General features: G+C 65.0%; 15 protein-coding genes. 5 read left to right on the top strand and 10 right to left on the bottom strand.

Annotation, left to right across the window (positions count from 1 at the left end; genetic code table 11):
• Positions 1 to 14: 14 nt before the first annotated feature.
• From mraY to ACFRAQ_RS08820, 3 genes are all read right to left on the bottom strand, one after another.
• The gene (gene mraY, locus ACFRAQ_RS08830) at positions 15 to 1,091 is read right to left on the bottom strand and encodes a phospho-N-acetylmuramoyl-pentapeptide-transferase (RefSeq protein WP_379096281.1); all 1,077 of its coding nucleotides are present in this window, start codon (positions 1,089 to 1,091) and stop codon (positions 15 to 17) included.
• Between the two features lie 190 nt (positions 1,092 to 1,281).
• A complete protein-coding gene (locus tag ACFRAQ_RS08825) occupies positions 1,282 to 1,698 on the bottom strand; it encodes a VOC family protein (protein WP_379096278.1) in 417 nt (138 codons plus the stop codon).
• 57 nt (positions 1,699 to 1,755) lie between these two features.
• Positions 1,756 to 2,502, bottom strand: coding sequence for a helix-turn-helix domain-containing protein (locus ACFRAQ_RS08820; protein WP_379096275.1), 747 nt, complete (start codon positions 2,500 to 2,502; stop codon positions 1,756 to 1,758).
• Between the two features lie 180 nt (positions 2,503 to 2,682).
• On the opposite strand from ACFRAQ_RS08820, the gene ACFRAQ_RS08815 reads away from it, so the two are divergent.
• Complete coding sequence (locus tag ACFRAQ_RS08815) at positions 2,683 to 2,919, top strand: hypothetical protein (RefSeq protein WP_379096272.1); 237 nt, start codon at positions 2,683 to 2,685, stop codon at positions 2,917 to 2,919.
• 1,196 nt (positions 2,920 to 4,115) lie between these two features.
• On the opposite strand, the gene ACFRAQ_RS08810 is transcribed toward ACFRAQ_RS08815, so the two are convergent.
• Positions 4,116 to 4,607 carry a DUF4334 domain-containing protein gene (locus ACFRAQ_RS08810; RefSeq protein WP_379096270.1) on the bottom strand — a complete coding sequence of 164 codons (492 nt, stop codon included), beginning with the start codon at positions 4,605 to 4,607 and terminating at the stop codon, positions 4,116 to 4,118.
• Positions 4,608 to 4,794: 187 nt separating this feature from the next.
• Positions 4,795 to 5,625 carry an oxidoreductase gene (locus tag ACFRAQ_RS08805; RefSeq protein ID WP_379096267.1) on the bottom strand — a complete coding sequence of 277 codons (831 nt, stop codon included), beginning with the start codon at positions 5,623 to 5,625 and terminating at the stop codon, positions 4,795 to 4,797.
• Positions 5,626 to 5,725: 100 nt separating this feature from the next.
• Between ACFRAQ_RS08805 and ACFRAQ_RS08800 the strand changes: the two genes are divergently transcribed.
• On the top strand, positions 5,726 to 6,301 hold the full coding sequence (locus tag ACFRAQ_RS08800; RefSeq protein WP_379096264.1) for a TetR/AcrR family transcriptional regulator: 576 nt from the start codon (positions 5,726 to 5,728) through the stop codon (positions 6,299 to 6,301).
• A 170-nt stretch (positions 6,302 to 6,471) separates the two neighbouring features.
• Here ACFRAQ_RS08800 and ACFRAQ_RS08795 read toward each other — a convergent pair whose 3' ends face one another.
• The gene (locus ACFRAQ_RS08795) at positions 6,472 to 6,999 is read right to left on the bottom strand and encodes an AAA family ATPase (RefSeq protein WP_379096261.1); all 528 of its coding nucleotides are present in this window, start codon (positions 6,997 to 6,999) and stop codon (positions 6,472 to 6,474) included.
• 222 nt (positions 7,000 to 7,221) lie between these two features.
• On the opposite strand from ACFRAQ_RS08795, the gene ACFRAQ_RS08790 reads away from it, so the two are divergent.
• The gene (locus tag ACFRAQ_RS08790) at positions 7,222 to 7,614 is read left to right on the top strand and encodes a DUF4259 domain-containing protein (RefSeq protein ID WP_379096259.1); all 393 of its coding nucleotides are present in this window, start codon (positions 7,222 to 7,224) and stop codon (positions 7,612 to 7,614) included.
• Between the two features lie 382 nt (positions 7,615 to 7,996).
• Here ACFRAQ_RS08790 and ACFRAQ_RS08785 read toward each other — a convergent pair whose 3' ends face one another.
• Entirely contained in the window at positions 7,997 to 8,467 is a 471-nt protein-coding gene (locus ACFRAQ_RS08785; RefSeq protein WP_379096256.1) for a hypothetical protein, read from the bottom strand.
• Positions 8,452 to 8,844 carry a hypothetical protein gene (locus tag ACFRAQ_RS08780; RefSeq protein WP_379096253.1) on the bottom strand — a complete coding sequence of 131 codons (393 nt, stop codon included), beginning with the start codon at positions 8,842 to 8,844 and terminating at the stop codon, positions 8,452 to 8,454. Before ACFRAQ_RS08780 ends, ACFRAQ_RS08785 begins: the two co-directional genes overlap by 16 nt.
• On the opposite strand from ACFRAQ_RS08780, the gene ACFRAQ_RS08775 reads away from it, so the two are divergent.
• Together ACFRAQ_RS08775 and ACFRAQ_RS08770 are read left to right on the top strand one after the other, a co-directional pair.
• Positions 8,843 to 9,721 carry a helix-turn-helix domain-containing protein gene (locus ACFRAQ_RS08775; RefSeq protein WP_379096250.1) on the top strand — a complete coding sequence of 293 codons (879 nt, stop codon included), beginning with the start codon at positions 8,843 to 8,845 and terminating at the stop codon, positions 9,719 to 9,721. The two genes, ACFRAQ_RS08780 and ACFRAQ_RS08775, sit on opposite strands and share 2 nt — an antisense overlap.
• Positions 9,718 to 9,933 carry a DUF397 domain-containing protein gene (locus ACFRAQ_RS08770; RefSeq protein WP_379096247.1) on the top strand — a complete coding sequence of 72 codons (216 nt, stop codon included), beginning with the start codon at positions 9,718 to 9,720 and terminating at the stop codon, positions 9,931 to 9,933. Before ACFRAQ_RS08775 ends, ACFRAQ_RS08770 begins: the two co-directional genes overlap by 4 nt.
• Here ACFRAQ_RS08770 and ACFRAQ_RS08765 read toward each other — a convergent pair.
• Both ACFRAQ_RS08765 and ACFRAQ_RS08760 read right to left on the bottom strand, forming a co-directional pair.
• Complete coding sequence (locus ACFRAQ_RS08765; RefSeq protein WP_379096244.1) at positions 9,918 to 11,219, bottom strand: KamA family radical SAM protein; 1,302 nt, start codon at positions 11,217 to 11,219, stop codon at positions 9,918 to 9,920. The two genes, ACFRAQ_RS08770 and ACFRAQ_RS08765, sit on opposite strands and share 16 nt — an antisense overlap.
• A 50-nt stretch (positions 11,220 to 11,269) precedes the next feature.
• On the bottom strand, positions 11,270 to 12,406 hold the full coding sequence (locus ACFRAQ_RS08760; RefSeq protein WP_379096239.1) for a DUF5919 domain-containing protein: 1,137 nt from the start codon (positions 12,404 to 12,406) through the stop codon (positions 11,270 to 11,272).
• Positions 12,407 to 12,424 lie beyond the last annotated feature (18 nt).

Raw genomic sequence — 12,424 nt, 5'->3', positions numbered from 1 at the left:
AGACGGGTGCGCGGTCAGCCAGTGACGGAGAGGTGCTCGCCGTAGAACAGCATCAGGCCGGCGGCCGCGGACAGTCCGGCGAGGAGCCAGAAGCGGATGGAGACGGTGGTTTCGGGCCAGCTGCTGAGTTCGAAGTGGTGATGCATCGGCGCGATGCGAAACAGTCGCCGACCGGTTTTGCGGAACACCACGATCTGCAACAGGACCGAGAGGATCTCGGCGCAGAACAAGGCGCCGATGACCACCATCAGCAGCTCGGTGCGGGTCGTGATGGACAGCCCCGCGAGCAGTCCTCCCAAAGCGAGAGATCCGGTGTCGCCCATGAAGATCTTCGCCGGCGCCGCGTTCCACCACAGGAAGCCCACGCACGCCGCTGCCGTCGCGGCGCAGATGAGCGCCAGGTCCAGCGGGTCGCGCACGGTGTAGCAGCCTGCGCCGGGGCGAGTGGTGCAGGCATTGAGGTACTGCCAGAACGTAATCAACACGTAGGCGCCCAAGGTCAGGGCCATGGATCCCGCGGCCAGCCCGTCGAGCCCGTCGGTGATGTTCACCGCGTTCGACCAGGCGACGACCAGGAAGCAGGCCCACAGTACGAACAGCGCCGGCACGAGCGACAGCCAGCCCACATCACGCATGATCGAGATGTGCCGGCTGGCCGGAGTCAGCCCGGTGCTGTCGGGGAATCGCAGGGCGAGGATGCCGAAAACGATTGCGGCACCGAATTGGCCGACGTATTTGCCCTTCGCGGTGAGCCCGAGGTTGCGCCGCTTGTAGAGCTTGATGAAGTCGTCGAGGAACCCGACCAGCCCCATCGCCGTGGCCAATCCGAGCACCAGCAACCCTGAGGCCGTCACGCCCGGCGCGTCATAGCGCAGCCCGATCAGATGCGATCCCAGATAACCGGCCCACATACCGGCGACGATGGCGATGCCGCCCATGGTCGGCGTGCCGCGCTTCGACTGGTGGCTCGAAGGGCCTTCCTGCCGGATCTCGTGGCCCATCTTCGCTCGGGTGAACCAGCGAACCAGCAACGGCGTCAAGGTGATCGACACCGCCAAGGCAATCGCCACCGCAAACAGGATCTGTCTCATCCGCCCCCACCGATCCGCTACCGGGCCCTACGACCCGGCAAATCCGATACGAACACAAACGGTATGGATGGTAGCGAGGAAGAGGGGATGAGCGCGCAGTCACTCAGCGGCACCCACGCCGCGATCCGCGCCCCGGGGACCTTCCGCGGCCGAGGGCTCCGCGCCCGACGACGCCCTCCGGCCGGTGTAGTCAGCGCGCGTCGCCGTCCTCGCCCAGGGCGCCCGCGTTGTAGGCCAGCAGCTCCCAGCAGTGGCCGTCCGGGTCGTCGATCGCCCGGTTGTACAGCCAGCCCAGGTCCTGGGCCTCTCGTGGTTCGGTGGCACCCGCGGCCAGCGCCGCATCGGCCAGGCCGTCCACTTCTTCACGCGATCCGGCAGCCAGCGCGTTGATCACTTCGATCGGACCATCGGCCGTGTCGCGCTTGGTGAAGGTCGCGAACGTCTCGCGCGTCATCAGCTGCACCACGACCGCGTCGGCGAAGACCACCTGGGCGGAGGTGTCCCCGGTGAAGTCCGGATTGATCGTGCCTCCCATCGCCGTGTACACCTTCGTGCTCGCGTCCAGGTCGGTGACCGGCAGGTTGACGTAGATCTGCGTGAGTGCCATGACGTGCCTCTCCAAGGATTCTCGGTGTGCCGGGCGTTCCCGGCGACACCACAAAACCTAGGGGCGTACCTCGACCTCGGTCTTGTACAGAAGCGACAGCATCTCCTCGCCATCGGCGTGCTGCAACTGGGATGCCGTGCGGCCGATGAACCGGGTCATCGAGCGCGCGAGGTGCGGCTGGTCGTGGTAGCCCGTCCGCTGCACCACCTCGATCGCCGGGATCCCCTGCTGCAGCAGCAGAACGGCCTGTCTGGCCCGTTCGATCTGCCTGATCGCGCCCTGCGTCAGCCCGGTCGCCGCAGCCACTCGCCGCTGCACCGACCGAGGTGTGACCAAAGTTGTCGTCTCACCGCGAAGTACATCGGTGACCAGCGGATCGCGCACCAGCAGCCCAGCGCGAACCAGGCGGTCCGCAAAGACTTCCGCGTTGTCGTAGGCAGGGATCTCCCACTCCTCGCCCTGCAACACGAACGAGCGCGACGTGGTGTGCGAACTCGACACCGCGGTGTCGACCAGCGCCGGCACCGGCATCGGCGCCAGGAACGCACCATGCCGAAAGATGATCCCGAGCGTTTCGCCCGTACCAGGCCCCAGCTCTAGCACCGTAGGACCGGTCTCCGGGCCGCGGACTGAAACGTGCGTCTCCCCACGGTCACGCCAGACGACGAGCTCCCAGTTCGAATTCGCCACCGACCGCATTCGCCCCGCTACCGTCCCCGCAGCCGACCCGGCCAGATAGACCCGCTCGACATAGGGAGAATCGGACAGGCGCTGCTCGACGCCACCGGCCAGCTCGACGCTCACGACCAGAAAACTAACACCGGCGGCCGTCCACCGCCGCGCGAGGCTTCGCTCCCAGCCACAAGAATGTGGCGGGATGGGTCAGCACTGCATTCATGGAGTATCTGCCTGAATGGTGCGCCGCCGTAGTATTGGTCCCAGCTACCACGGCGTGGCCGAACTAGCGAACGGCGGAGGCGAAGTATGACCGACGAGGAGATCGTCGTCTCGTTCGCCCTGACCAGACTGGATAACGCGAACAACGAACTCGATCTGGAAGACGTTGCCGCCCTGGTAGTACGCCGCCTAACCCCCGATCAGATGCTCGACCTCGCCACCCGCAACCTCGCTGCACGAAATGAGCTACGGGGAGCATTGTTCGAGTCCGCGGTCGAGCACGTGCTCAGGATCGTCCTGACGGCCCGAGGGCCTGTCGACTAACGAATCGACGCAACAGCAGAGGGCCGTGAACGCCCACTCCCGGTTCAGCACGTAGGACAGCACGACGGCCCTGTGGACTTCTGGCTTTTAGGCGATTACATCGGGGTCCCTCCATGCGTGTAGCCACCTCCCCAGAGCTTCAGGCCTTATGTGTTGGAAGCCCAGAGGGGGAGGTGGCTACAGCTGTGCGTTGCGAGGGAAGCAAGGGAGAGAAGTTCACCCCCGCAACGCCGGTTGCCTACCTGATGTAGTTGGCGTTAGCGACATTACACACGGCGATAGCAAATGCATAGCTAATATTGACTGCAATCTGCGGTAACTCGACAAGAGAAAGTTGTTGCAGCGCTCCGCGTTCGGATCCGGGCCGGCCAATGATTGCCCAATGTGGCAGAACCGGGCTTCGGGTGAGCAGGCGGGTTCGCGAATAGGATCGGTGTGTGGAGTTCGAGGCGGTCTACTCGGTTATCTATCGGGCGGTTGACGACGGCAGCGATGACCCGGACAACCCCTATGCCGGTGTGCGATTCGTCAGGGAGGGCGAGCCGCTCGCGCATGCTGCGGAACCGCCCGAGCGCGTCCCCGTTTGCGGAGCGACCACAAGGTTCATCGTTCCGGGTTTGCCCTGGTCGGATCCTGTTTGGCGTGAGTACCGACGTTGCGCGGAATGTGAGGTGTTGCGCCCGTTGTAGCGGGTGTTCGTGTCGGACCATGATGGCTAGCAACCCTTATCGGTAGACCGCCCGCTGACACGTCGATCTCCGAGTACCCAGGGTCGTTGGGCCGGCCCGCTCATCGGTTAGTCGCGGATGTTCCACCCGCCTCGGATCCACACGGCCAGTTGATTTTCCGATGCTGGCGCCGGCCGGTTCGGTCAGCGGGTATGCGGCGTGACAGGGTATTCGAACGTCGTCGCCGAGTGGCACATCCTGGAGGGGTTTTGTCGGGTTTCACCTCCACCATGTGCCACTCGGAATCCGACAGTGGTGGATGTTCCGTCGGCCTTGGATCGGCATGTCCCAGTTGATCTTCGGATGATTCGCGCTGACGTTCTGCACCGCACCGGGATCCGGCCGTCAGCGCCCTGCGCTGGCCGGTTCGGTCGGCGCGATATGCGGCATTATGGTGCGTTGCTGAGGTGTGGCATGGACCGTACGGTGCCGGCCAGGCCGGTGGCTCCAAACTTATGGGATAAGTACCTAGAGCCGCTCGAGATAGAAATATGCGTACCGGCCGTTGTCGAGGGCGTTCTTGCCGTCCATGATGCCCATTACGGCGTCGTCGTCGATCTTCTTGAAATGGTCGTGAACGGGCTGCGCGTCGAAGACCATCGTCGCGGTGACCTCGCCACGGAACTCCTCCATCCAGAGGCTGCCTTCGCCGTTCTCGGTGTTCGAATACTTGTTGCCGTCGGCGTCGACACAGATCAGAGGCTGCACGTCGGTGGCCGAATTGAAGGTCTTGCCGAACCAGTTGATCTGGGCCAGCGTTCCGTTTTCGCGATGGCCGGTGTCGAACTCGCCACCCTCCCATTCACCGATCATGAAGTCGACGGTCGCGGGCTCCAGCGTGGCCCAGAACTCGTCGAGGTCGGCGTCGGGGATGAGGAAACGCCGTGGTCCGGTCACCAGGCGCTGTCCGGCGCGCTCCTTGAGCTCGGAGAATTTCTTGCGGGCCGGATCGTCGCTCACGGTGCTCTCCCATCCAACGGCGGAGGCTCGAATTCACGATACCGCCAGGCACCGGAGCAATCTACTGGCGAACTCATGGCCTGGCCGAAGCGAAGTCGAGCATGCGGCGTTGTCATTGACGCCGGTGCAACCTGCTGTGACGAGCCCGCGCGCTCGCAACAACCCTCATGAGATGGCACATCCACGGTCAGTTGCGGATTCCGGTGGCGCGTTTGATGATCGCGTCGAAGGCGCGGTCGGGCAGAAGCCATTTCGCGAAGATCAGCGGGCGGGCGCCGAAGCCGACGGTGTAGCGGGTCTTGGGGCGGCGGGCAGTGACGGCCTTGCCGATCGCGTCGGCGATCACCTGGGGCGGAGAGTTGCGCCTGGCGTTGGCTTCCGAACTCAATAAGGTGGCTACGGCCTGGGCTTGGGAGGCGTACGCGGTGTCGCCGGAGACCTTGCGCAGGTTATTGGCGGCGATACCGCCCCATTCGGTGGCGATGCCGCCGGGCTCGATCACCACGACGTTCACCCCGAATGGCCGTGCTTCCAGGCGCAGGCAGTCGCTGAGTCCTTCGAGGGCGAACTTGGTGCCGTGGTACCAGCCACCGAGCGGGGTGTAGATCTTGCCTCCCATGGAGGTGATGTTCACGATCGTGCCGGAACGCTGTTCGCGCATGTGTGGCAACACCAGCTGTGCCAGCCGCGCCGCGCCGAAGACGTTGACCTCGAACTGATAGCGGGCCTCATCGAGAGGCACGTCCTCGATGGCGCCGTAGGAGCCGTACCCGGCGTTGTTGACCAACACGTCGATACGCCCGGTCTCGCCGATGATCCGTGCGATACCCGCGGTCATCGACGCGTCGTCGGTGACGTCCATGGCCAGCGGGCGGATGGCGTGGTCGGCGAGTTTCCGCAGGCGGTCGACGCGCCGGGCCGCGCCGTAGACGGTGAAGCCGAGGTCGGCCAGTGTGCGAGCGGTAGCTTCGCCGATGCCGGAAGAGGCTCCGGTGACGAGAGCGGTCTTGGTGGTCATGCTGCCTCCCAACAGTAAGATGAACTGTGGTTCATGTTCTATGATGAACCTCGGTTCACGTTATTGGCAAGTACCGATCGACCACGGTGAGAGACATTTCATGACCCAGCCGAGAACCCCACGCTCCGACGCGGTCCGCAACCGGACCAAGATCCTGTCCGCGGCCCGCGAACAGATCACCGCTCACGGCACCGAAGCGGGCATGGACCAGATCGCCGCGGCGGCAGGGGTCGCCGTCGGCACTTTGTACCGGCACTTCCCGACGAAGACCGATCTGGTCGCGGCCGTGGTCATCGAGTACGTCACCCATGTCGCCGATGACGCAGAGGCCGCTTGTGCGCGTGTGGAATCCGGAGCGCGCGCACTGGATGAGATCACCGGATTCCTGGCTGGAGTCGTCGAGTTGACCGCCACCAACCAAGCCGCCAAAGCCGCCGCACAAGCCCTGGGCGCGGACCCCGCCGCCAAGGCTGAGGAAGACCGCGCCACCACCGCGCTGGCAACTCTCATCGAAGCAGGCCAGGCAGCGGGCGACATTCACCCCGACGTGACGGTCGGCGACATCTATCTACTGTTCTCCGCCGCCCCGACCGGCCAACCACATACCACCCGCGCTCGATGGCTCACCCTCGTCCTGCCCGGCCTGACGACCCATGCCCGGACCAGCAAACCCTGACACGCCCAGATGGGGTAGGACACGCCAAACTTGGTGCGGTCTCGAGCGGTCATCACAACACTGGGCCTAACCCATTGTTGCGCTATCCCATTGAGACCACAGCCAGACGTTTCGCGTTTCGCTGTGGGCCAACGGAGTTGCCGCGCCACCATCGAGTCGCGCGACCTGGGCTACCGGATCATGGCGCCGATTGTTTCGACTCGATCCGCCAGGGGGCCGCTCAACTCGATCACCGGAATGTCGGCGAGGAGGTGCAGCGGGTCGGCGTAGGCCAGCTCCAGGAGCGTGTCGTTGACCGTGCGGCGCAGACCGAGCATCTCCGGCGGGGGCAGGAGTCGTTCGGTTTCGGGGGTTATGGGCACCAGGACCAGGAGATCCAGTGTGGCCAAGGCATTGTGGATCGCAGAGGTACTAACGGCGGACTCGATGTCGAGGCCGGTCGCCGAGAGATAGGCCAGGAAGTCCACAGGGGTTCGGTCGAAGACGGATCCGGCCGGCTCGCTGTTCAGCAGTTGGATCGAACGGGTCAGCTGGGCTCGATAGTCGGCGCGCGAAGGCGGGTATTCGAAGTCGTAGCCCTCTTCCTCGAGGAGGACATACGGTTCCTCGATCGGCGTGAGTTCGTCGAAGCGGGAACACAGTTCGTGAACCAGTGTCGTCTTGCCGGTTCCATGCGGTCCCGATACCCCGATACGCATTCGACTCCTTCGATTCGATGTTGTACCGACATCGAACCAGCACGACCGGCTGATCTGGCGGCTGCGTCACGCCAGCCGGTCAGGTCAGCGCGACCAGCATTGGCGGGCGAGCCGCCGGCGCGGGACGAGAATCCTTCTCTACACGCCAGAATCGACGTGCTTCGGGGCATGGGGATGTTGCTAGGCTGGGCTCGCCAAAAGTATTCGGGCGGAGAGGTTGTCATGGGTGTCTGGGGTCCGGGGAATTTCGACAGCGATACCGCCGCGGACGGGCTCGGGGAGCTGACCGACCACATCATCGGCAATATCGCCGAGCAATTCCAGGATCCCTCCGACGACACGGCATTGGAGCCCGATGAGTGGGGCGGGGACATGGTTCCCGCCTGGCTGGAGATCCTCATCGGGATTGTCGAACCCGCGCGAGTCGGTGCGAGCTTCCCCTCGGTGGCGGTGCTCGGTGAGTGGCGCGAACGGTATCTGCGGGCGTGGGACGAGAATATCGACGACCTCGGCCCCGACGATGACTTCAAGACGCAACGGCGCGCGGTACTCAGCGAAACATTCGACCGAGCCATAGCGTTGGCTACGACTCGTGAGGAAGACCAACGCATCTAGAGGCCTTCTTGATCCGAGAATATGGTCGATCCGAATGATGTACGACCCCAACTGAACTCGCCCCTCCCTGCGTTACGCCGCAGACGAAGCCACTGCACACAAATGTCGTCTGACGCGCCCCTGAACCATCCCGCTCGAATTCCGAGGGCTATGACTAACCGGGGTCAAGCGGATGCGGCGGAGAGCCGGGCCGCCTCGCGTCTCGAAGCTGCAGCTACGCGCTTCTCGCCTTCGAGGCGGGCTCGGATCGCGGCGACCGAGTGGGGGTTCGGAGGAGGGCGGTGGAGGAAATGGCGCCGGACGGGGCCGGAGAAGCAGAGGGACAGAACGATGAACGTTAGTGCAGTGGTCGCGATTTCGGTGAACATGGGAGCCTCCCGGGCTAGGACGGGTACGTGCGGGGCGATTCGCGGAGGGCGATTCGGAGGGCTCGGAGGACTGTGCTGAGGGGCTGGAGGGTTTCCCACTGGGGGTATCGGAACCAGAGAGGCTCGGTTCCGCCGGGACGGCGAGGGGTGGGGAGGGCGAGGTCCCTTCCTGGCGGGAGGAATTCGCAGTGGGCGCGGGTGCGGAAATCGTTGGCGGGGAGGGTGATGTCGAGGTGGGTGGGGGCGGCCAGGAGGATCAGGGTGCCGGCGCCGGGGTGTTCGTCGAGGATGGGGGTGGTTCGCTTGGTCCAGAACAGCTCGTCGTCGATCGCGGCGGCGAGGGTGGACGGGGTGCTGATCGCGGTGATGTCGGTGGTGGACAGGGTGATTCGAGAGCCGGTTATCCGGCAGGGCAGGCCGTAGAGTTCGCGGTACAGCCACAGCTGACGGTCGAGCGGGGTCTCGCCTGTCACGTGCGCGGGCATGGCGCCTGACCTCCTTCGAGATAGCTGCGGGCGCTCTCCACGCGCGGGCACGGCGGGTCACAGGTGGCGTGGATTGCCAGAATCCCTTCGGCGCGTTGGCGGGTGACCGGCCAGATGCGGGCGTTCTCGCAGCCGTCTCGGACCCGGACTTCGGTGGTGTGCGGGTGGGTGACCATCTGACGTCCTCTCGACTGATCGTCGTGGTCAACCCAGTTCACGCGCGTTCCAGCGGGGTGAAAACTGAAAACTGAAAAACCAGATCGAGTTTCCTGTTTCCCCAGCGCGGTTCCCGGAGTCGCTGGGACGATTTTCCCGATCCTGAAATCGAGGCCCGTGAACTCTGGGAACTGCAACCGCATCAGAACGGGAAAACTCATGGCCGAGAACACGAGTACCCTCACGCGCCGCCAGCTGGGTCGATACCTGCGCGAAGCGCGGGAGGCGGCGAAGCTGACGCTGACTCAGGCGGCGAAGGTGATGGAGTGGGGCACCAGCACGCTGCAGCGGATCGAGGTCGGGGAGACTGCCAAGATCCGGATACACGATCTGGACAAGCTGATCAGTCTGTACGAAGTCGATGATCAGTGGGCGGTCACGCTACGGGCCATGGCGCAGCAGGCGGCGGTCAAGAGCTGGTACCACGAGTTCGGTTCGGTTATCCCCGAAGACTTTCGGTTGTATGTCGACATGGAGTACAACGCCCGGATCCTGACGTCGTTCCAGCCGGACCTGGTACCGGGCCTGCTCCAGACTCGCCCCTACGCAAGGGTCCTGACCAGTGACGCCTACCCAGAGGACGACGAAGACAAGCTCGCGGGCAGATTGGAACTGAAGGCCCGGCGGCAGCGCGCGATCACCCGCGACGTCAACCCGATTCAGTTCAACGTCATCCTCGGTGAAACTGTGTTGCGCCGAGTCATCGGAGGGCCGAAAGTTATGGCCAACCAGCTCGAGTACCTCGCCACAGCCAGTACGAGGCCGAATGTTTCGCTTCGGGTCCTTCCGTTCTCTGCTGGAATGCCGACTGGGCGTCAGACCGGTCCGTTCGTGATCCTCGAGGCGAAACTCGACAACCGCGGTGATCCGGCCGAGCCGCCGACGGTGTACGGAGAGGGGTTCTCGACCGACATGTACACGGAGAAGTCCGACATCGTCGACAGCTACGCATCCGCGTTCAAGACTCTCCAGCGAGTAGCGCTGGACGAAACGAGCAGCAGGCGACTGGTGCGCGAGGCAGCAAAGGAGTTTCAGTGAACGACGAACTACGCGAGGCACTCTGGTTCAAGAGCAGCAAGAGCGGCGGCGGCAAGGAGTGCGTCGAAGCCGCGTTCTTGGCCGGGGGTGGGATCGGGGTTCGCGATTCCAAGGATCCCGGTGGGGCGGCGCATGTTTTCACCGCTGGGCAGTGGGATGCGTTTATCGGGGCCGTGGCGGCCGGGAGGTTCGATATTCACGGTTGCTCGTAGGGGAATCGGGGGGCGAAGGCTGGGGTGAGGTCGTCCAGCCAGCGGGCTGTGTCGCTGTAGTTCGCGAAGAACGGTGTGCCTACCAGGGATTCGTCGCGGGCTTGGAGGAGGCGCAGAGCGAAGACTTGACGGTCGGCGATCGTGGCCACGCCGTCGACGACGACCTTGCCGGGGGTTGCCGACATGACCGGGCCGCGGACCGTGCGGGCCAGGCCGGGGACCGCGCGGTAGGCGTCGGTGAAGATGGCGGTCGCGGCGGCCAGGGGTACCGCGAAGTGGTCACGGGGGCCGGTGTCGCGTTCGACGAACATGTAGTACGGGATCATGCCGAGTCGGACCTCGTTTCGCCACAGGGTGATCCAGTCGTCGGCGCTGTCGTTGACGGTGCGGACGATCGGGGATTGGCAGCGGATCACGGCGCCGGTGGCCTGTAATCGGCGGATCGCGTGGCGGACCACGTCGGTCTCCAGTTCCCGGGAGTGCGAGACGTGGGCCATGATCGCCAGGTGGCGGCCGGACTCGGTGATCCGGGTCAGCAGCTTCAGCAGTTGATCGGCGTCGGGGTCGGTGACGAAGCGGTGCGGCCAGAAGGCCAGCGCCTTGGTGCCGATCCGGATCGAGGTGATCCGTTCCAGGCGCGGGTCCAGCAGCGGCTCCAGGTGCCGGGCCAGGACGTCCGCGCTCATGATCATCGGATCACCGCCGGTGACCAGGACATCGCTGACCTCGGGATGGCGGTCCAGGTAGCGGATCAGCACTTCGGGACCCGCGGCGGCCATGCGCAGGTCCGGCTCGCCGACGAACTGCGCCCAACGGAAGCAGTACGCGCAGTAGGCGTGACAGGTTTGACCGTTGCGCGGGAAGTACAGCACCGTGTTGCGGTATTTGTGCTGCAAGCCGTCGAACGACTCCCCCTCGGCCGCGGGGCGATTGAGGGTGCGCTGGCCCTCCGGATGTGGGTTCATCGCCTTGCGGATGCGGGTGGCGGTGTGGCGGATGTCGGCGGCGGAGGCGTCGTGCGCGAGCAGGGTCGCGATCTCGGCCCGGTCGTCGTCGGCGAGCATCCGCGGATGCGGCATGGTCAGCCGGAAGATCGGGTCGTCAGGAGCGCGCGTCCAGTCGATGAGTTCGTCCAGGACATAGCGATTCGTCCGGAACGGCAGCACCGCGGCCACCGCCGCCAGATCCCGCGCCTGCGCGGCGTCGAGCCCGGCGCGGGCGGCGATACTCGGCAACTCCCGAGCGCCGATCGCGCGAAACCCATACCCCCTGGTGCCCAGCGACATCCGATGCCTCCAGCACGGCCCGACGGATGTCGAGCGACCGAGCACCGATCCTAATGATCCGCGGCGGCCTCGGCCCCGCGAGGTTGCCCGGGCGATGCCACCGGGCGCAGACACAGGAAGTCGCCGTCGGACGAGTCACGGAAGATTCGGCCCGCCACCACGGTGAGCCGATCGATCAGCCCGGTGTCGACGACCCGGAACAGTTCGTAGTCGCTGCCGTCGTCGAGCCGCGCCCGGATCGGATCGGTCCCGACCCGGCCCAGGAAGCGATCCGTGCGAGCACCCTGCAGATAGCGAATATCGTCCACCACAATCGATTTCACCAAGGACCTGCGCCGGTCACCGGTTCCGTCGGACAGTGTCACGTCGATCAGGTGTTCCAGCGGAACCGACCGGCCCCACACGGCGTGGAATCGGTCGTTGACGAACTTGCCGAGCGGGGAATGCACCGACACCTCCAGCTGGCGAGAGTCGCCGGAGAGGCCGTCGATCGTATAGAACGAGATCAGGCACCGGTCGTCGGCGCGATACATCGTCACATCGGGACCCGACGAATAGAGCCGCACCTGGAAGTCCGCGCCGGGACCGTGACCCGGGTGCGCGCGCTCCAGCTCGCCGATATCCCGTTGCAGGGCGCGCAGGGAGATCAGATTGAGCGCCAACTGCCGCTGCAGGTCCTCGGCCGCACCGAGTTCCCGGTCACGCTGCTCGGCCGCGAGCGTGGACGGGTTGATCAGCAGCACCCGCACGGACACGCCGCGCGCCAACGCATCCCGGGTGATCTGCCCGAAACGATCCGAATGCGGCTCGACCAGCATATTCGAGAAGGTGTCGACGATCCGGATGGCGTTCATACTGCGGTGCGCGCGGTCCAAGAAGCGCCGATAGTCGAGTTCGCGATGCTCACGCACCCGGGATTCGCCGACCCGCTGGATGATCGGGGTCAGCAGGAAGATCGTGAACACCGCGCCGATCAGGTCGGCCGCGGTGTTCAACTCGAAATTGCGCCAATAGTCCGGCATTCCGCGGGACAGCACCGCCAGCAGCAGGACAGTCGCGACACCGACGCCCAATCCGGCGATCCAGCGCGGTTCCGGCCTGCGCCACCGCCGCTTCCAGCTCCGGCCCCATGAAACTCCCCCGCGTGCCACACGATTCAGATTAGGGGCACCACGGGGGAGCTTCAATACGGAGCGGACCGCTCA

Origin of the sequence: Nocardia sp. NPDC056611, assembly GCF_042792755.1 — a bacterium.
Lineage (GTDB): Bacteria > Actinomycetota > Actinomycetes > Mycobacteriales > Mycobacteriaceae > Nocardia.
This window is presented reverse-complemented; position numbering and strand designations above follow the sequence as displayed.

Bases quoted from the DNA above. Each gene is read 5' to 3' on its own strand.
- ACFRAQ_RS08805 (WP_379096267.1), bottom strand. From the start codon at position 5,625: ATGACCACCAAGACCGCTCTCGTCACCGGAGCCTCTTCCGGCATCGGC.
- ACFRAQ_RS08785 (WP_379096256.1), bottom strand. From the start codon at position 8,467: ATGCCCGCGCACGTGACAGGCGAGACCCCGCTCGACCGTCAGCTGTGG.
- ACFRAQ_RS08825 (WP_379096278.1), bottom strand. From the start codon at position 1,698: ATGGCACTCACGCAGATCTACGTCAACCTGCCGGTCACCGACCTGGAC.
- ACFRAQ_RS08765 (WP_379096244.1), bottom strand. From the start codon at position 11,219: ATGTCGCTGGGCACCAGGGGGTATGGGTTTCGCGCGATCGGCGCTCGG.
- mraY (WP_379096281.1), bottom strand. From the start codon at position 1,091: ATGAGACAGATCCTGTTTGCGGTGGCGATTGCCTTGGCGGTGTCGATC.
- ACFRAQ_RS08775 (WP_379096250.1), top strand. From the start codon at position 8,843: ATGGCCGAGAACACGAGTACCCTCACGCGCCGCCAGCTGGGTCGATAC.
- ACFRAQ_RS08795 (WP_379096261.1), bottom strand. From the start codon at position 6,999: ATGCGTATCGGGGTATCGGGACCGCATGGAACCGGCAAGACGACACTG.
- ACFRAQ_RS08815 (WP_379096272.1), top strand. From the start codon at position 2,683: ATGACCGACGAGGAGATCGTCGTCTCGTTCGCCCTGACCAGACTGGAT.
- ACFRAQ_RS08780 (WP_379096253.1), bottom strand. From the start codon at position 8,844: ATGAGTTTTCCCGTTCTGATGCGGTTGCAGTTCCCAGAGTTCACGGGC.
- ACFRAQ_RS08800 (WP_379096264.1), top strand. From the start codon at position 5,726: ATGACCCAGCCGAGAACCCCACGCTCCGACGCGGTCCGCAACCGGACC.
- ACFRAQ_RS08790 (WP_379096259.1), top strand. From the start codon at position 7,222: ATGGGTGTCTGGGGTCCGGGGAATTTCGACAGCGATACCGCCGCGGAC.